At 72.9% G+C, this 17,734-nt stretch carries 17 protein-coding genes; 3 read left to right on the top strand and 14 right to left on the bottom strand.

Features of this window, described 5'->3' with window-relative positions:
- The first annotated feature begins 71 nt into the window (after window positions 1–71).
- Window positions 72–1,817 carry a glycoside hydrolase family 35 protein gene (locus ACFFXY_RS12165; RefSeq protein ID WP_382350342.1) on the top strand — a complete coding sequence of 582 codons (1,746 nt, stop codon included), beginning with the start codon at window positions 72–74 and terminating at the stop codon, window positions 1,815–1,817.
- Here ACFFXY_RS12165 and aac(3) read toward each other — a convergent pair.
- On the bottom strand, window positions 1,814–2,617 hold the full coding sequence (gene aac(3) / locus ACFFXY_RS12160; RefSeq protein WP_382350339.1) for an aminoglycoside 3-N-acetyltransferase: 804 nt from the start codon (window positions 2,615–2,617) through the stop codon (window positions 1,814–1,816). The two genes, ACFFXY_RS12165 and aac(3), sit on opposite strands and share 4 nt — an antisense overlap.
- Window positions 2,618–2,730: 113 nt before the next feature.
- On the opposite strand from aac(3), the gene ACFFXY_RS12155 reads away from it, so the two are divergent.
- A complete protein-coding gene (locus tag ACFFXY_RS12155) occupies window positions 2,731–3,567 on the top strand; it encodes a serine protease (RefSeq protein ID WP_382350336.1) in 837 nt (278 codons plus the stop codon).
- Between the two features lie 47 nt (window positions 3,568–3,614).
- On the opposite strand, the gene ACFFXY_RS12150 is transcribed toward ACFFXY_RS12155, so the two are convergent.
- The 8 genes from ACFFXY_RS12150 to ACFFXY_RS12115 all read right to left on the bottom strand — a co-directional run bounded on the left by ACFFXY_RS12150 (window position 3,615) and on the right by ACFFXY_RS12115 (window position 11,249).
- Complete coding sequence (locus ACFFXY_RS12150; protein WP_382350333.1) at window positions 3,615–4,037, bottom strand: RNHCP domain-containing protein; 423 nt, start codon at window positions 4,035–4,037, stop codon at window positions 3,615–3,617.
- 13 nt (window positions 4,038–4,050) lie between these two features.
- Window positions 4,051–4,419: an RNHCP domain-containing protein gene (locus ACFFXY_RS12145; RefSeq protein WP_382350330.1), complete on the bottom strand. Its 369-nt coding sequence runs from the start codon at window positions 4,417–4,419 to the stop codon at window positions 4,051–4,053.
- Window positions 4,420–4,642: 223 nt separating this feature from the next.
- Window positions 4,643–5,731, bottom strand: a complete 1,089-nt coding sequence (locus tag ACFFXY_RS12140) for a glycoside hydrolase family 5 protein (protein WP_382350327.1) — start codon at window positions 5,729–5,731, stop codon at window positions 4,643–4,645.
- A 158-nt stretch (window positions 5,732–5,889) separates the two neighbouring features.
- Window positions 5,890–6,684, bottom strand: a complete 795-nt coding sequence (locus tag ACFFXY_RS12135) for an ABC transporter ATP-binding protein (protein WP_382350324.1) — start codon at window positions 6,682–6,684, stop codon at window positions 5,890–5,892.
- On the bottom strand, window positions 6,674–7,678 hold the full coding sequence (locus ACFFXY_RS12130) for an ABC transporter ATP-binding protein (protein WP_382350321.1): 1,005 nt from the start codon (window positions 7,676–7,678) through the stop codon (window positions 6,674–6,676). Before ACFFXY_RS12130 ends, ACFFXY_RS12135 begins: the two co-directional genes overlap by 11 nt.
- On the bottom strand, window positions 7,675–8,517 hold the full coding sequence (locus tag ACFFXY_RS12125; RefSeq protein ID WP_382350318.1) for an ABC transporter permease: 843 nt from the start codon (window positions 8,515–8,517) through the stop codon (window positions 7,675–7,677). The genes ACFFXY_RS12130 and ACFFXY_RS12125 overlap by 4 nt, the downstream gene beginning before the upstream one ends.
- Window positions 8,514–9,521 (bottom strand): ABC transporter permease, encoded by a 1,008-nt coding sequence (locus tag ACFFXY_RS12120; RefSeq protein WP_382350315.1) that lies wholly within the window; start codon window positions 9,519–9,521, stop codon window positions 8,514–8,516. Before ACFFXY_RS12120 ends, ACFFXY_RS12125 begins: the two co-directional genes overlap by 4 nt.
- Before the next feature lie 3 nt (window positions 9,522–9,524).
- A complete protein-coding gene (locus ACFFXY_RS12115) occupies window positions 9,525–11,249 on the bottom strand; it encodes an ABC transporter substrate-binding protein (RefSeq protein WP_382350312.1) in 1,725 nt (574 codons plus the stop codon).
- A gap of 171 nt (window positions 11,250–11,420) precedes the next feature.
- Here ACFFXY_RS12115 and ACFFXY_RS12110 point away from each other — a divergent pair, with 171 nt between their 5' ends.
- Complete coding sequence (locus ACFFXY_RS12110) at window positions 11,421–12,593, top strand: ROK family transcriptional regulator (protein WP_382350309.1); 1,173 nt, start codon at window positions 11,421–11,423, stop codon at window positions 12,591–12,593.
- On the opposite strand, the gene ACFFXY_RS12105 is transcribed toward ACFFXY_RS12110, so the two are convergent.
- From ACFFXY_RS12105 to ACFFXY_RS12085, 5 genes are all read right to left on the bottom strand, one after another.
- Entirely contained in the window at window positions 12,587–13,603 is a 1,017-nt protein-coding gene (locus ACFFXY_RS12105) for an N-acetylglucosamine kinase (RefSeq protein ID WP_382350306.1), read from the bottom strand. The two genes, ACFFXY_RS12110 and ACFFXY_RS12105, sit on opposite strands and share 7 nt — an antisense overlap.
- Window positions 13,594–14,844 carry a family 4 glycosyl hydrolase gene (locus ACFFXY_RS12100; RefSeq protein WP_382350303.1) on the bottom strand — a complete coding sequence of 417 codons (1,251 nt, stop codon included), beginning with the start codon at window positions 14,842–14,844 and terminating at the stop codon, window positions 13,594–13,596. The genes ACFFXY_RS12105 and ACFFXY_RS12100 overlap by 10 nt, the downstream gene beginning before the upstream one ends.
- A gap of 150 nt (window positions 14,845–14,994) precedes the next feature.
- Window positions 14,995–15,738: an SDR family NAD(P)-dependent oxidoreductase gene (locus ACFFXY_RS12095; RefSeq protein WP_382350300.1), complete on the bottom strand. Its 744-nt coding sequence runs from the start codon at window positions 15,736–15,738 to the stop codon at window positions 14,995–14,997.
- A gap of 57 nt (window positions 15,739–15,795) precedes the next feature.
- On the bottom strand, window positions 15,796–16,701 hold the full coding sequence (locus tag ACFFXY_RS12090) for a hypothetical protein (protein WP_382350297.1): 906 nt from the start codon (window positions 16,699–16,701) through the stop codon (window positions 15,796–15,798).
- Window positions 16,698–17,699, bottom strand: a complete 1,002-nt coding sequence (locus ACFFXY_RS12085) for an SPFH domain-containing protein (RefSeq protein WP_382350294.1) — start codon at window positions 17,697–17,699, stop codon at window positions 16,698–16,700. Before ACFFXY_RS12085 ends, ACFFXY_RS12090 begins: the two co-directional genes overlap by 4 nt.
- Window positions 17,700–17,734 lie beyond the last annotated feature (35 nt).

The following is a 17,734-nucleotide window of genomic DNA, read 5'->3' as shown; positions in this document are numbered from 1 at the left end:
CCGCGGACGGGCCGCGGAGAGGCGAGTACTTTTTCCGATGGCTGTAAATACTCCGAGAGAAGGACCCGCCCATGAGCCGCTTCGCGATCGGCGAGCACGACTTCCTGCTCGACGGCGAGCCCCGCCGCGTGCTCTCGGGCGCGATCCACTACTTCCGCGTCCACCCCGACCACTGGACCGACCGCATCCGCAAGGCCCGCCTCATGGGCCTGAACACCGTCGAGACGTACGTGCCGTGGAGCCTCCACGCCGTCGAGCCCGGCTCCTGGACCGAGGAGGGCCGCCTCGACCTGCGCCGCTTCCTCGAAGCGGTCGCCGCCGAGGGCATGCACGCGATCGTGCGGCCCGGCCCCTACATCTGCGCCGAGTTCGACAACGGGGGCCTGCCCGCGTGGCTGTTCGCCGACCCCGAGGTGGGCGTGCGCCGCGGCGAGCCGAAGTTCCTCGCCGCGATCGAGGAGTACCTGCGGCGCGTGTGCGCGATCGTGGCCCCGCTCCAGATCGACGCGGGCGGGCCCGTGATCCTCATGCAGGTCGAGAACGAGTACGGCGCGTACGGCGACGACACCGCGTACCTGGAGACCCTCACGGGCATGTTCCGCGCCAACGGGATCACCGTCCCGCTGACCACCGTGGACCAGCCCGAGCCGTGGATGCTCAAGCGCGGGTCCCTGCCGGGCCTGCACATGACCGCGTCCTTCGGGTCCCGCTCGGACGAGCGCCTCGGCACCCTCCGCGAGCACCAGCCGACCGGGCCGCTCATGTCCTCGGAGTACTGGGACGGCTGGTTCGACTCCTGGGGCACCCACCACCACACCACGAAGGCCGCCGACGCGGCCGCCGACCTCGACGTGCTCCTGGGCCGCGGCGCCTCGGTGAACCTCTACATGTTCCACGGCGGCACCAACTTCGGGCTCACCTCCGGCGCCAACGACAAGGGCACCTACATGCCCATCACCACCTCGTACGACTACGACGCGCCCCTGGACGAGGCGGGCCGCCCCACCGCCAAGTACTGGGCGTTCCGCGAGGTCATCGGCCGCTACGCCGACCTGCCCGAGGAAGTCCCGACCGAGGCCGCGCCCGCGCCCACCGGCGAGGCCCCGCTCCTGGTCGGCGCCTCTGTCCTGGCCGCGTTCGCGGCGCTCGACCCGATCGAGTCCGCCGAGGTGCCCTCGTTCGCGCAGGCCCGCCACGACGCGGCGTTCCTCCTGCACGAGAAGCGGTTCGCCGCCGACGCGGGCGTCCTCGTGATCGGCGAGGTCCGCGACCGCGTCCACGTCGTGGTCGACGGCGTCACCGTCGGCGTCCTGTCCCGGGAGCTGCACCAGCGGGCGCTGGCGGTCCCGGCCGTGCGCGAGTCGCTGCAACTGCTGGTGGAGAACCAGGGCCGCGTCAACTACGGGCCGCGCCTGGGCGAGGACAAGGGCCTCGTCGGCGGCGTCAGCCTCGGCGGGAAGCCGCTGTCGGACTGGACGACCCGCGCGATCGGCGAAGCGGACCTGCTGGCGCTCGGCGGGGGCGCGGGCGAGGGCGCACCCGCGATCCCGGGCCTGCGGTACGCGCGCGCCGAGTTCGACGCGGAGGACGCCGCGGACCGGTTCCTCGACACCTCGGCCCTCGGCAAGGGCATCGCCTGGATCAACGGGTTCTGCCTGGGCCGCTACTGGTCCCGCGGCCCGCAGCGGACCCTGTACGTGCCCGGCCCGGTGCTGCGGCCCGGCCGCAACGAGGCCGTGCTCCTCGAACTCGACGGCGCCCCGGAGGCGGTGCTGCGTTTCGCCGCCGCGCCGGAGCTGGGCCCGCTGGAGTTCTAGCGGCCGTACCGCTCCTCCATCCAGGCCACGGCGAAGGGGACGATCTCCGCGGCCTCCGCCACCACGCCGTCGGCGTCGCCGACGATCCCGCGGGCGCTCGCGCCCGTGGCGAGGTAGTCCGCGACGATCGTCCCGAAGTAGTCCTCGGGCGCGGCGGAGACGACCGGGTCGCACGTGTCGAACTCCTCGACCGTGCGCCACTCGGTGCCGTGCGGGGTCGCCAGCGGGTACTCCATCCTGATGACACGCTTGCCGGGCAGGTCGGCGAGGTGCTCGGCGTGGTGCAGGAGCGTCATCGTGTCGAGCGGCGCGCCGACCATGAGGACCTTCCCGCCGACGGCGACCAGGCGCGCGAGCGGCGAGCCCTCGCCGTAGCCGTAGTCGAGCGGGTGGTCGGCGGTGAACTCCTGCGCGCGGGCCCCGAGGGCGGCGACGGCCGCGCCGGGGTTCCCGCTGCGCAGCACGCCCTTGCGGGTGCCGACCGTGGCCGCGAGGAGCCCGATGTACGGCGCGGAGCGGGCGGTCGCCGGGTCGTAGGGCGGCACGTGGTCGCGGAACTCCTCGCGCACGCGCCCGTCGCCGTCCCAGATCTCCGCCCCCGGCTCCCAGTCCTGATAGGACAGGAGCGTGCCGCCCGGACCGGCCGCGTCGAGGATCGCGTCCACCAGCGCGTCGGGGCCGCCGAGGACGGTCCCCGCTTTCTTGAAGGCCGCGTGGGCCATCACGGTGTCGCCCGCGGCGATGCCGAGCCCGCGGAGGTCGGCGGCGAGACTGGTGCGGGTGTGGACCGGTGCGCTCATCGCCCGATTCTCGCCGATGCGCGCGCCGGGTCGGGAGGGGTCCCGGGACGATCCGGATATTTTCCTGCGAGACGGGCCAATCGGTCCTTCGTATCCACCCCGAAAGGTTCACAGTGGAGTTCAAGAGGAAGCACCTGGTCCGGGCGGGCGCCGGTCTCGCCGCGGGCCTCGGCGCGGTCGCCCTGGCCTGGGGCGCCGTCGCCGCCGGGGCCGAGGAGCCGTCCGAGGACGGCTTCGAGGCGAAGGTCGTCGGCGGCGAGCCCGCCGCCGAGGGCCAGTACCCGTGGCTCGTGGCCCTCGGCCACGCCGGGGAGGGCACCCCCTTCGACCGGCAGTTCTGCGGCGGCTCGGTCATCGCCGACACCGTCGTGATCACCGCGGCCCACTGCGTCGAGGACGCCGCGGCCGAGGACCTCGCGGTCTTCTCCGGCTCGGTCGACCTGGAATCGGACGACCTCGTGGAGACCGCCGTCGCCGACGTCCACATCGCCCACGACTACGACGCCCCGGTCGAGTCGGCCAACGACTGGGCACTGCTGCTCCTGGACGAGCCGCTCGACCTGGACGCCGTCGAGGTCGGCACCGAGCCGACCGAGTTCGACGTCCTGGAGACCGCCGGCTGGGGCGAGACCGGCTCGGGCTACCCGACCGTCGCCCGCTGGGTCGAGGTCCCGTTCGTGGACGACGACGCCTGCGCCGACGCGTACGGCGACGCCTTCGACGCGCAGACGATGCTCTGCGCGGGCGACCTGGAGCACGGCGGCGTCGACTCCTGCCAGGGCGACTCCGGCGGCCCGATCATGGCCGAAGAGGACGGCGAACTGATCCTCGCCGGCATCGTCAGCTGGGGCGCGGGCTGCGCCGAACCGGGCAGCCCGGGCGTGTACGCGGAGGTCGCGGACTTCAACAGCGCCATCGACGACGTCCTTGAGGACTGGGACGTCGAGTAGTCGGCACCGGGCCCGGCCGGGGAGTCCCGGCCGGGCCCGGTGCGCCGCTAGAGGTTGATCAGGGTCCGGCTGGCCCTGTCGGTGTCGTGCAGCGGCCGCAGCGCCAGGCGCACCAGGGCCACCGCGTTGTCGTCGCCCGCGATGCGGTTGGAGCTGAGCTCGCCGCAGGTCAGGCACTGGTGGACGATCATCCACTCCCCGTCAGGGCGCGTGAAGACCGCGACGGCCTCCATGCGGCCCTTGCACTCCGAGGCGCGGTCGCCGGGGATGCGGCGGTCGACGTGGAGGCTGGCGAGGCACTGCGGGCAGTGGTTGCGGTGCGCGGTCCCGGGCGCGTGGAGCGACACGTCGAGGCGGCAGCCCACGCAGCGGAAGTCGTTCGCACGGTGGCCGCCGGCCCCGTGGAGGACGTCCTTGCGGCGCTGGCCGCGGCGGTCGTCGTGGCTGCGCGGTCGGGTGCGTCGAGGCATGTCCGGCCACCCCCTACAGACTGCCGAGCGCTTCGAGCGGGAACGGCGGCTGCGCGAGCGGCCGCACGGCCATGCGCATGAGGATGAGCTGGTTGTCGTCGGCGCACACCGGGTTCGAGGTGAGCTCGTCGCAGCGCACGCACCGGTGGATGAGCATCCAGTCGCCGGTGCGCAGGACTGCGATGGCGATGGGGCTCATCCGGCCCTCGCACTCGCTGGGGCCGCCTTCGACGTGATCGGAGACGTGCCGCGAGTGCAGGCAGGACGGGCAGTGGTTGCGCAGCGAGCCGTCGCTCGCGGACTTGGTCGCGGTCAGGCCGCACCAGGCGCAGTCGAAGGTGTGGATCTTGAGCGTGTTGCTGGGATTGCTGGGATTGGACACCCGGAGCTCCTTGCTGGAAGTACTGGAAGACAGCAAGAGCAGGCCGAGCGGCCTCGGTGGCTTAAGCGGAGCTGCGAGGCGCGCTCGGCTCGGTGCGGGTCATGTACACGTCCCTCTAGGGCCCGGGGCCCGGTCGTCGGTCCGCCGACTGCGGACCCGACCACGGTAAGAACCGCGGCCGGGTCCTGTCAACGCGATTTTCCGCGGCGCGGCGCGCGGCGGGTCAGCCCTCCCGGATGCGGTCCCGGATCCAGGCGCCCGCCTCCTTGAGGTTCCCCGAGTCCCCGGTGAAGGGGCCGCCGGGGCAGGTGCCGGGCTCGAACGCGGCGCCGGAGCGCTCGTCGTCGGAGTAGTTCCAGTTCACCCAGCTGATCCCCTTGTCCTCCATGAGGTCGAGGTAGCGCTGGGTCATCGCGAAGTCGTTCGGGCCGTCCCCGGTGTACTCCTGGGTGCCGAACTCGGTGACGAACACCGGGATCTCGTCGGCGGCGCCGGCGAGCCCGTCGAGGTAGTAGTCGTCGTGCGAGGCCGCGTAGAAGTGGAACGTGTACATGACGTTCTCGGCGTCCACCTGGTCGTCGATGACGTCCTGCGGGCCGCCGTCGCCCGACAGTCCCAGGGACGACCAGTCGGGGGTGCCCAGGAGGATCACGGCGTCGTCGTCGTACTGGCGGATCACCGGGATGATCGACTCGTGGTAGGACTTGATCTGCGACCACGCGACCCCGTTGGGCTCGTTGGCGACCTCGTAGAAGATGTTGTCCTGGTCGCCGTGCTCGCGGGCGATCTCGGCGAAGAACGTCTCGGCGCGCTCCAGGTTGTAGGCCGGGTCGCCGGGGTCGAGCATGTGCCAGTCGACGATGACGTACTGCCCGCGGGCGGTGACCTCCTCGATCAGCTCGTGCATGCGGGCGGTGAAGCCCTCGGGGTCGGTCTCGTACCCGTCCTCCTGGATGTACATGGAGAGGCGCACGATGTCGGCCTCCCAGTCGTAGGCGAGCGCGTCCAGGGACGCGTCGTTGAGGCACTGCGAGTACCACTGGAGGCCGTGGGTGCTCATGCCGCGCAGCTGGACCGGGTTCCCGGACGCGTCGCAGAGGGTGGTGCCGCACACGGACAGCCGCCCGTGCTCGGCGGCCGGACCGGCCGCGGTGTCGGTGTCGGTGTCGGTGTCGGCGACCGTGCCGGGGTCCGCGGACCCGCCGTGGTCGTCGCCGAGGGCCGCGCCGATGCCGAGCGGGGTGATGACCGCGACGGCGGCGAGGGCCGCGAGCAGGCCGAGCAGCCGTTTGCGGCGGGGTGGGAGCGCCATGGACTCCTCCTCAATAGTTAGGCAGTATTACTATCTATTGATCACCTTACGGGGGCCGCGAATTCGAGTCAATAGATTGACTTCGACCAATATTGTCGGATTCGCGGCCCCTGCCGTGAACGGCCCGGTTCGGGTGGGCTCCTTCGGGAGGGCCCGGCTCACGCCGTCCGGTGGAGCTTCGGCACGTCCGCCAGGAGCGACCGCGTGTACGGGTGCTCGGGCTCGGCCACGATCCGCTCGGCCGGACCCGACTCCACGATACGGCCGCGGTGCATCACCGCGATCCGGTCCGCCAGGTAGTACGCCTGCCCCAGGTCGTGGGTCACGAACAGCACGGTCATCCCCCGCTCGTCCCGCAGGTCGGCGAGGAGGTTGAGGACCGTGACGCGCACCGAGGCGTCCAGCATGGACGTCGCCTCGTCGGCGATGAGCAGCCGCGGGCGCAGCATGAGCGCCCGCGCCAGCATGACGCGCTGGCGCTGCCCGCCCGACAGCTCGTGCGGGCGCTTCGCGAGGGTCTCGGCCGCGTCGAGGCCCACCGAGGCGAGCGACGCCTCCATGAGGGCGCGCCCGTCCGTCCCGGAAGGCATGAGCTGCAACGCGGTCGCGAGCGTCGCCTCCACGCGCCGGTACTGGTGGAAGGCCGCGAACGGGTCCTGGAACACCGCCTGCACCTCGCGCCAGTAGTCGCGGCGCTCGGCGCCGCGCACGGCCGTCACGTCCCGGCCGTCGAAGACCACGCGGCCCGCGCTCGGGTCCATGAGCCGCAGCAGCAGCCGCCCGAGCGTGCTCTTCCCCGAACCGCTCTGGCCCACCAGGGCCGTGACCTCGCCGCGGGCGAGCGCGAGGTCCACGCCGTCCACGGCCCGCACCTCGTCCTTGCCGCGGCCGAAGACCTTCGCGAGGCCCTCGGTGCGCAGCAGTTCGTCAGGTTGACGATCTTCAGCCGACATGGGCGGCCTCCTCAGTTTCGGCGGTGCGCCAGCAGGAGTCGTCGCGCGAGCCGGTGCCGGGGGAAACGTGGACGAGCCGCGGCGGCCGCTCCACTGCGCACTTGTCCATCGCGTGCTCGCAGCGGGGCGCGAACGGGCACCCCGCGATCGGGGCCCGCAGGTCCGGCGGGGAGCCGGGGATGCCCGCGAGGCGCCGGCCCCGCGTCCCGGCCTCGGGCACCAGCACCGACGCGAGCAGCGCCTGCGAGTAGGGGTGGCGCGGGGACGCGACGAGGTCCCGCGCGGGGGCCTCCTCGACCACGCGGCCCGCGTACATGACCGCGATCCGGTCGGCCAGCTCCGACAGGAGCGCCACGTCGTGGGTGATGAACACGATGCCCTCCACGAGGCCGTCGGCGACCAGGCGGCGCAGCAGGTCCACCAGGAGCCGCTGCGAGGACACGTCGAGCGCCGACGACGGCTCGTCGGCGACCAGCAGCCGCGGGTTCCGCAGCGTCGCCAGCGCGGTGACGACGCGCTGGCGCATCCCGCCGGAGAGCTGGTGGGGGTAGGCGCGCAGCACGCGGGGCGGGAGTTCGAGGGCTTCGAGGCGGGCGGCGGTGCGCCGCAGGGACTCCGACCGCTTGATGCGCCTGTCCCCCGCGGCGAGGATGTCGTGGGCCATGGCGCCGACGCGGCGGGTCGGGTTGAGGGCGTTGAGGGCGCCCTGCGGGAGGAGGGCGACGGTGCCGCCGCGCAGGGGCCTGTGGGAGGCGGGGTCGGTGAGGTCCACGTCGTTCCCGCCGATGGCGAGGGTCCCGGAGGTGACGCGCAGGGACGGGCCGGGGTTGAGGGAGAGCACGGAGGCCATCGTGGACTTGCCGCACCCGGATTCGCCGACGACGCCGAGGATCTGGCCCGACCGCACGTCGAGGCCGACGTCGTCGAGGGCGTGGAACTCGGCGTCCCCGGCGGCGTAGTGGGCGGTCAGGCCGGTGAGGCTGGCGAGGGTCATCGGACCGCCTTTCGGTCCCGCAGGCGCGGGTTGAAGACCGTGTCGAGGCTCGACTGGACGAGCAGGAGGGAGAAGGTGATCGCGGTGATGAACACGGTGGGGGTGAGGAAGACCCACCACTGGCCGCCGCGGATGGACTCCCAGGCGATGGCCCAGTGGAGCATGACGCCGAGGGAGGCGGTGCCGGCGGGGCCGAGGCCGAGGAGGCTCAGGGCCGCTTCGGCGAGGATCGCGCCGTAGAGCTGGATGACGAAGGCCATGACGATGTAGGACATCATGTACGGCAGGAGTTCGACGGCGATGATCCGCCAGGTGCGCGAGCCGGAGAGGCGGGCGATGTCGACGTGCTCGCGCTGTCTGAGGCTGGCGATCTGGGAGCGGACGGCGCGGGCGGTCCAGGGCCAGGAGACCGCGCCGATGCAGACGCCCATGACGGTGACCGAGCGGGTGTCGAGGCTGATGGAGAGCAGCAGGAGCACGATGATCGCCGGGACGGTGATCATGATGTTGGTGAGCCCCATGAGGATCTCGTCGACGAGGCCGCCGCGGTAGCCCGCGAGGGTGCCGATGAGGACGCCGAGGACGGTTCCGGCGACCCCCGCGAGGAGGCCGATGTAGAGGGACGTGCGGATGCCGTGGACGAGCTGGATTCCCACGGACCGGCCGAGGTGGTCGGTGCCGAGGAGGAAGTCCGCGCCGGGCGGCTGGAACGAGGGGCCGAGGAGGTCCCCGGGCCCGGCGGAGGCGGCGAGGGGCCCGAGGACCCCGGCCGCGGCGATGAGGAGGAACACCGCGGCGGCGGCGTGGAAGCGCGGCGGGAGTGTCTTGAGCGCCTTCACCGTTCGCCCCTTTCAGCGGCGCGGATGCGCGGGTCGATGAGGCCGTAGAGGACGTCCACGAGGAAGTTCGCGACGAGCACGACGATGAGGACGAGGAGGGTCACGGCCTGGATGACGGGGTAGTCCTTGTTGAGGATCGCCTCGTACAGGAGCGTCCCGATGCCCGGGTAGGAGAACACGATCTCGGTGAGGAGCGCGCCGCCGACGAGGGTGCCGATGGCGAGCGCGAGGCCGGTGATCTGCGGGAGCATCCCGTTGCGGAAGATGTAGCCGATGATCTTGCGGTCGGCGAGGCCGAAGCTCTCGGCGAACCGCACGTAGTCGGCGTCCACTTCGTACACGGCCATGGAGCGCATCCCGATGGCCTGCCCTCCGATGAACACCAGCAGGAGGGACAGGAACGGCAGGAACCAGTGCGAGACCGCGTCCACGGCGAACGGGCCGGACCACTCGGGCCGGAGGCCGAAGGACCAGCCGCCGCCGGTGGGGAACAGCGGGAGCGCCACGGCGAGGCCGTAGAGCAGCAGCACCGCGAGGCAGTAGTAGGGCGCGGCGGTGAGGAACAGGCTGGAGAGGTAGACGCTCTTGTCGAAGCCGCCGCGCCGGTAGGCCGCGACGGCGCCGACGAGGTTGCCGATGAGCCAGCCGAGGAGGACGGCGGGGAGCTGGAGCGCGATGGTCCACGGCAGCGCGTCGGCGACCATGGAGGCGACGTCGGCCGGGTAGCGGCTGAAGGAGGTCCCGAAGTCCCCTTGCAGGGTCTTCCCGATGTAGGTGAGGAACTGGGTCCACAGGCTCTGGTCGAGGCCGAACTCGGCGATGTAGGTCTCGTAGACGCGCTGCTTGGTGTCGGAGGAGGCGTGGCCGCGCAGGGCCTGGCCGATGAGCGTGTCGACGGGGTTGCCGGGGAGCAGGCGCGGCAGGAAGAAGTTGAGCGCCAGCGCCGCGGCGAAGGCCGCGGCGTACCAGCCCAGCTTGGTCCCGATGTGGCGGAGGAGGGTCATGTCCTAGGACTCGGCGGGCTTGATCTGGGAGAGGATCTGGATGCCGGTCATGCCCTGCATGGGCGCGCAGTACGGGTCGTCCTTGGTGGGGAAGCCGGTCCAGTTCTTCTCGCTGAACTGGTAGAACTCCAAGGGGCGGTACATGAGCGGGATGGCGGGGGCCTCGGCGCGGATGATGTCGTCGAGCTGGGTGTAGGCGGCGGTGGCGCCCGCGGCGTCGGCGGCGGTGGCGGCCTCGTCGAGGAGGGCGGGGACGGCGTCGTGGTGGAAGCGCCCGAAGTTCCAGAAGGCCATCTCGCCGACGGGCGGGACCTCGCGGTCGTCGATGAGGTCCCTGATGCGCGACCAGGGGCTGGAGGGGGCGACGTCGGAGACGTACCACAGGACCATGTCGAACGCGCCGTTGCCGAGGTTGTCGTTGACCTCGGTGAAGTCGCTGAACTCGGTGGCGACGTCGATCCCGGCGGCGGTGGCGGTGGTGGCGACGATGTCGAGGGCGGCGTTCCAGTCGGTCCAGCCCTGCGGGGTGGCGGCCTTGAACGGGCCGAGGCGGGCGCCGTCGGGGAGGACGTAGATCCCGTCGTCGCCCTTGGCCGCGCCCACTTCTTCTTCGAGGATGCGGGCGGTCTCGGCGGGGTCGTAGGACCAGCCCGCGGCGGCGGCCTCGGCGTTGAAGTGGACGCTCTCGGCGCCTTCGGGGAGGATGACGCTGGCCTGGGCGGGGTCGCTCATCCCGGCCATGGCGGACTCGGCGATCTTGGCGTAGTCGATGGCGTGGGCGAGCGCGCGGCGCACGCGGGCGTCGGCGAGGGGGCCGGTCGTGGTGTTGATGATGAGCATCGGGATGGAGCCGGGCAGGTGGTAGGGGGCGTCTGGCTGCCAGGTCTTGACGGGCAGGCCGCGGTCCTCCCAGAGCTCGTTGACGCGGGGCAGGAAGTAGGCGGAGAGGTCGATGTCGCCGTTCTGGAACGAGAGGTTCGCGGCGTCGTTGCCTTCGTAGATGGCGTGGACGACCTTCTGCGGGACGGGCTTGCCGTGGACCTCGCCGCCCCAGTAGTCGGGGTGGAGGGCGAGGGTGACGTCCTGGTGGGAGTAGGACGCCAGGGTGTAGGGGCCGGAGCCGACGGGCTCGGTGTTGGGGTGCTCGGTGAGATCGGCGTCGGGGACCTCGGCCCACACGTGGGCCGGGAGGATGTACGTGAAGCAGAGCAGGTCCATGAGCCGGAGCCGTTGGGGGCGTTCGGCGTTGAGGGTGAACACGACGGTGCGGTCGTCGGGGGCGTCGATCGCGTCGACGTAGGTCCACACGTCGCCGTAGGCGATGCCCTCGTTGCGGTCGGCGAGGCCGAAGGTGGCGACGACGTCGGCGCTGGTGAGCGGTGTGCCGTCGTGCCAGGCGGTGCCTTCGTGGAGGGTGACGGTGCCGACGCCGTCGGCCCACTCGATGCCGGAGGCCAGGAGCGGCTCGGACTCGCCGGTGAGGAGGTTGAAGTTGAAGAGCGTCTCGTAGAGGTGGACGGCGTAGTTGCCGACGGGCCACGAGGCGGTCCAGCCGAGGGGGTTGAAGTTGGTGGGTGCGCCGTCCTGGAGCCCGGCGGTGTAGAGGGTGGTGGCGCGGGCGTCGGAGCCGCCGGTCCCGGTGCAGGCGGCCAGGGCCGCGGCCGCGCTCAGGGCGGCGGAGGTCTGGAGGACGGTGCGGCGGCTCGGGCGGCCGGGGCGGTGCGTCATGGTGGTGTCCCTTGCTCGGGGTGCGGTGAGGAGTCTGGGGGTTCGCGGAGCTTAATAGTTAGATAAGATTACTAACTTATAAGCGCCGATAGTATACTCAGCGGGCCCCGGGGTCAACATCGACGCGAAGAAAACTCCCGCGGCCCGGCCCACCAGCGAAGAAGGACGCCCATGCGAACGAACACGGACCCGCCCGTCCCCTCCGGCTCCTCCCACCTGCTGCGCACCATCAACGAGCGCGCCGCGCTCTACCACCTGCTGGAGAACGACACGCTCACCCGCGTGGAGCTGCGCAAGCTCACCGGCCTCGCCAAGCCCACCGCCTCGCAGGTGATGCTGCGGCTCGCGGAGTCCGGGCTCGCGGTCACGCAGGGGCGCACCACCGCCAAGCAGGTCGGGCCCCGGGCCGAGGTGTACTCCGTGAACGCCGACCACGCGTTCGCCGCGGCCGTGACCCTCCACGAGCCCGACGGCGTCACCGTCGCGGTCCGCGACCTCAAAGGGCGCGAACGGGCCTCCTCGACCCGCCGCTTCGACTTCTCCGCGGTCCCCCTCGACACCGCCGTGCAGCACATGCTGCGCCACACCGCCGACGACGCCGGCATCCCCATGGAGCGCATCGCCGTCGTCCACCTCGCCGTCCCCGGCGCCTACGACGCCGTCACCGACACCATCGGGTACGCCGACATCCCCGGCGCTCCGGACGTGCGGCTCGGCGCCTCACTGGAGTCCTTCATGGACTGCCCGGTGACGATCCACAACGACGTCAACGCCGCCACCGTCGCCGAGCGCCGCAACCCCGCCGTCTCCGGCGGCCTGGTCCTGCTGTGGCTCGGCCGCGAGGGCATCGGCACCGGCATCGACCTGGCCCACGGCCTCGTCGTGGGCGCCCGCGGCGCGGCGGGCGAGCTCGGGTACGTGCCGGTGTTCCCCGACCGGACCGGGCCCGACGACCCGACCTACCAGGACTGGATCGGCGCGCCCGCCGTCCTCGCCCTCGGCGCGGAGCACGGCGTCGCGGGCGCCGAGGCCGTCGCCGTCATGACCGCGGCCGTCAAGCAGGGGGCGCAGGCGTTCATGGACGCCTACGCCGCGCGCGTCGCGGGCGCGCTGCACCTGCTCACGTGCCTGTTCGACCCGCCGAGCCTGGTCCTCGGCGGCGAGATCGCCAGAGCGGGCGGCGAGACCTTCGTGGAGGCCGTGCGGCGGTCCAACGCGGCGCTGGCCGAGCGCGTCCTGCCCTCGGCGGTGTACGGCGACGCCGTCGCGATCGGGGTCCTCGACCTGGCCTACGCCGACCTGAAGGGCCGCGTGCTCGACGCGGCCCTCCCGGACGGTCAGTAGAGGACGCGCAGCGGCTTCACCGCGGCGATCTCGGCCGCGAGCCTGCGGTGGGCCGCGGAGTCGACCTCCCCGGTGACCGCGTCGAGCGCGGTCCACGCCGCGCCGAGCACGGGCGGGCGGCCGAGCCCGGTGTAGGCCGCGAGCGGGAACTCAGCCTCCAACAGCGGGACCAGATGCCGTTGCAGCGCTTCGGGAGCGGCCCCGAGGACGCCGCCGCCGCCCACGATCGTGAACGGGGCCCCGCCGAGCCCGAGCCTGCGGACCGAGACGCGGACCATCGCCGCGATCTCGGCGGCCTGGCGTTCCACGATGGACTCCGCTTGGGCGTCCCCGGCGTCGGCGGCCGCGAACAGGCGCGGCACCAGCCCGTGGACCAGGTCCCGCGAGAAGTGCCCCAGGTGCAGGCCGACCGCGGCGTCCTCCACGGTGACCGTGCCGAAGTGCTCGCGGACCTGGGCGCACAGGGCCGTGGCGGGGCCGCGGCCGTCCTCGCCGCGGGCGGCGTGGAAGAGCACGGCGTCGCCGAGGTCCTCGCCCCCGCCCCAGTCCCCGGTGGTCGGACCGAGCGCCGGGAACCGCGACCACTCGCCGGAGGCGTTGCGGCCCACGCTGTTCATGCCCGCCCCGCAGATCACGGCGACGGCGTTCCGGTCGCCGGTCCCGGCCCGCAGCAGCGCGAACACGTCGTTGTCGATCACCGTGGCCTCGGCCCAACCGCGCGAGCGCGCGTCGGCGTTGAGCCGCTCGACCTCCACCGGGAGGTCAACGCCCGCAAGGAGTGCGTCGACCCGCGCAAGCGGCGTCTCGCTCCCCCAGCGGGCCTCGGCCCGGACGGCGTCGATGAGCTTGCCCAGCAGGTCGACCGCCTCGCGGTAGCCGAGCCGGTGCGGCGAGGAGGTGCCGGTGCGCACGTAGGCGTGGACGCGGCCGTCGGCGGTCGCCGCGACCGCGTCGGTCTTGGAGTTCCCGCCGTCCACCGCGATGAAGGCGCGGGGTGCGTTCAGGCCCAAGGGAGGTGGTCCCGCCCGCTGGCGATGAGGCGGGCGGTCAGCCCCTCCGCGAGGTCGTGCTGGCCGACGAGGGGGTGCGCGAGCAGCGCCTCGTAGACGCGGCGCTCGCCGCCGTGGACCGCGGCCTGCACGCCCAGTTCCTCGTAGGCCGAGACGGCCGAGACGAGGCCGCGCTGCCGGGCCCCGAGGGGGGCCGCGTCCACGGGAGTGATCGCCGCGCCGACGCGGGCCGACACCTCGATCACGGCCTCGTCGGGCAGGTACGGCAGGAACCCGCGGTTGCGGACGTTCACGGCGTGGACGGCGCCGTCCTGGGCGAGCAGCGAGCGCATGAGGGCCACGGCGGCCTCGGAGTAGTAGGCGCCGCCGCGCCGCGAGAGCAGGTCGGGCTTGCGGTCGAGGGTGTCGTCCTCGTAGATCCTCCACAGCTCGGCCTCGATGCGGGCGACCTCCTGGCCGCGCGAGGGCGCGGTGCGCAGGTGCGCGACCTCCTGGTCGTGGGCGTAGAAGTAGCGCAGGTAGTAGGAGGGCACGCGGCCGTCGGCGAAGACCGCGGCGGGCAGGTCCACCTCCTCGGCGACGGTCTCGCGGTGCGCCGCGAGGAGGTCGGGGAGCACGTCGCGGCCGTCCACGCGGACGCCGGTCTCCCACGTCAGGTGGTTGAGGCCGACGTGGTCGAGCACGACCTCCCCGGGGGCGCGGCCCAGGAGCGCGGCGAAGCGGCGCTGGAAGCCGATCGCGACGTTGCACAGGCCGATCGCGCGGTGGCCCGCGTCCAGGAGCGCCCGGGTGACCATGCCGACCGGGTTGGTGAAGTCGACGATCCACGCGTCGGGGGCGGCGAGCTCGCGCACGCGGTCGGCGATCCGCAGGGCGACCGGGATGGTGCGCAGGGCCTTCGCGAGGCCGCCCGCGCCGGTGGTCTCCTGGCCGACGCAGCCGCATTCGAGCGGGAACGCCTCGTCGGCGATCCGCGCCCGCTGGCCGCCGACGCGCAGCTGGAGCAGCACGAGCGCGGCCCCCTCGACGCCGCGGTCGAGGTCCGCGGTCCACTCGACGCGGGCCCCGGAGCCGTGCCGGCGCATGATGCGCCGCACCAGCGGGCCGATGACCTTCAGCTTGTCCACGGCCGGATCGACCAGCACCACTTCGTCGATGCCGAGCGCGGCGGCACTGGCGCCGAAGCCTTCGGCGAGCTCGGGGGTGTAGGTGGATCCGCCACCGACCACGGCGATCTTCATCAAGGTCCTCTCGATCAGCGACGGGCCGGAGGGATGGCCGTCATAAATAGTCAGGTTAACTAACTAACTTATCGATGTCAACGCGTGAATCGACACCGGCCCGCCGGTGAGGCTGGAAGCCTCGGTGCCGAGATAACTTCCATGCACGCGTCAGAGGGCGTGCTTGAGGGCGAGCCAGCCGCCGTCGACGGGGAGGACCGCGCCGGTGATGTAGCTGGCCTCGGCGGAGGCGAGGTAGGCGACGGCGGTGGCGACCTCGTCGGCGCGGCCCACGCGCCCGACGAGGGTGGCGTCCCCGGCGAGGACGATGTCCGCTTCGGAGGTGTCGGCCCAGTGGGTGGTGCGGATCGGGCCGGGCGAGACCGAGTTGAAGCGGACGTGCGGGGCGTACTCGACGGCGAGCTGCCTGACGAGGGCGTTGAGCCCGCCTTTCGCGGCGGCGTAGGCGGTGTAGCCGGGGAGCGAGCGGTGGGCGTGGACCGAGGAGACCGCCACGACCGCCCCGCGGGCCTCGCGCAGCGGCCCGATGAAGGTCTTGACGCCGAGGTAGGCGGCCTTGAGGGTGACGTCGTGGGTCAGGTCCCAGTCCGGTTCGGACAGCTCGTGGGGCGCGCCGTTGACACTCGCGAAGGCGTTCGAGACCAGCACGTCGAGGCGGCCGTGGGCGCCGATCACCTTGTCGTGCAGCGCGGCCCAGTCGGCCGCGGAGGAGGCGTCGGCGCGGTGGAAGCGGATGGGCCCGCCGCTCTCGCGGGCGAGCCGCTCCCCCGCCTCCTCGTCCACGTCGGCGGCGTACACCGTCGCGCCCTCGGCCGCGAGCCGTGCCGCGCAGGCCGCCCCGATCCCCTTCGCCCCGCCGGTGATGACGGCGACGCTGCCTTCATATCGATTCATCGGCATACGGTAGCGCCCGGATTCGATGGGCCGTAACGGGACGCGACCGGCTGGTCGCTATCCGGGCACGACCAGGCGCAGGCGGCGGTCGGCCAGGCCGATGGTGATCTGCTGGCCCCAGGTCGCCGTGAGGTGGTCGGACTCGACGCCGTCGGCGAAGACCACGAGTCGCTCGCTCTCGCACACGAGCCGCAGCTCCTCCCCCGTGCCGAGGACGCCCGCGGTGAGGGCGGTCCCGGTGGCGGGCGAGGGCCACGCCTCCCGCACGAACCACGACAGCGACGGGGCCTCCGGGCCGGGCAGGACCTCGCGCCGGTCGCGGTCGGCCGCGACGGACGCGGTCCAGCCGGTGGCGCCCGTGCCGGTCCCGACGAGGACGCCGGAGGAGGACTGGCGCTCGCCGCGGCCGGCCGCGTCCACGAGGCGGTAGCGCGCGGACTGGTGGGCGGCGTGCCCGGCGTAGACCTCGTTGAGCCCGGCCAGCTCCTGGCCGTCGTCCAGGCGCGCGGCGACCATGGTGAGGCTCCGGTCCGCCGCGGTCCCGGCCGCGACCGCCTTGAGCGCCTTGGCGACCGACGCGGCCCGGAAGCACACCAGGACGCCGCGGTTGCGGCCCGGCTCGGGGTCCACGCCGATCACCGGCTGACCGGACAGGTACTTCGCGACGTTCGCGACGAGGCCGTCCTGGCCGACCGCGACCACGATGTCCTCGGGCGCGAACAGGAAGCGCGGCAGGTCGTCCCGGTCGACGCGGCCCCGGCGCCAGTCGGCCGGGACCGAGGCGTCCACCGCGGTGAGCGCCGCTTCGAGGGCCTCGTGGCGGGCGGTGGCCTCCTGGAGGTCGCGCCCGCGCTGGCGCAGGAAGTGGTCGGCGGCGGCGCGGGTGCCGTGGCGGGCCAGCAGCTCGTCGAGTTCGCTGCGGCGGCTGACGACGACCACGCGCGGCGCGAGCGTGGCGCTCACCGCTGGCCGTCCGCGAGGCGGGCGATGGCGCCGGTGAGCAGGTCGGGGGTGACGGTGAGCTGGCCGATCGCGGGGAGCTGCCCGGCGAGGTCGCGCATGGCGAGGGCGTGGAGGACGCCGGTGGGCAGGTCGCGGTAGATCGCCATGCGGGCGGCCTCGGCGTCGGCCTCGGCGGCGCCGACCTCGCGGACCCGGTCGGCCTGGGCGGTGGCGAGGGTGCGGGCCTTCTCCGCCTCGCCTTGGGCCGCGGCGAGTTCGGCGGCGGCGGTGAGCTCGGCCCGGCGCCTGTCGTTGGCGCCCTTCTGCTCCACGAGCTGCTGCTCGCGGCGGGCCAGCTCGATCTTGTTCTGGAGCTCGTTCTCGGCGATGGCGCGCTCCTGCTCGACGGCGAGGGCGCGGCGGGCGTACGTGGCCTTGTCCGCGTCCTGCTGCACCGCTTCGCGGGTGGGGGTCTGGAGCGAGCGCTCCATCTCCGGTTCGGGCCGGATCGCCACGACGCGGGCGCTGACGACCGCGACGCCGACGTCCCCGAGCCGCGGGTCGTCCGCGAGCGCGGCGGCCACGGCCTCGCGGACCTCGGTGATGGCGACGGTGAGCGCGTCGGCGAGGGGCACGCGGGCGAGGAGGTCGAGGGCGGGCTGCTGGGCGAGCTCGGTGAGGAGCGTGGCGACCTGGTCGAGGGGGCGGGCGCGGGCCTGGCCGCCGTAGGGGTCCACCGAGAAGTCGAGGCGGGCGGCGGCCAGCGCGGGGTCGGCGACGCGGTAGGTGACGGTGGCCTGGACGGTGACGTCGGCGAAGTCGGCGGTGCGGGCGTGGAACATCAGGGGCAGTTCGCGGTCGTCCACGGGGACTTCGGAGAGGACGGCGGTGAGGGGCCGGTACCAGAACGACTGGCCGGTGCCCTCCTTGACGTCGCGGCCGCGCTTCTGGAAGCGGACCCAGACGGTGGGGGTGCCGCGCAGGTGGCGCAGGAACAGGCGGTTGGTGACATCGGCCATGGGGTAGGCCTCCTTTTCTCGTCATCATGACGATA

It is taken from the genome of Glycomyces mayteni, assembly GCF_042428885.1.
In the GTDB taxonomy this organism is placed as follows: Bacteria; Actinomycetota; Actinomycetes; order Mycobacteriales; family Micromonosporaceae; genus Glycomyces; species Glycomyces mayteni.
Note: the sequence above shows the minus strand (reverse complement) of the source record. Positions and strands in the feature narration are given on the sequence as shown.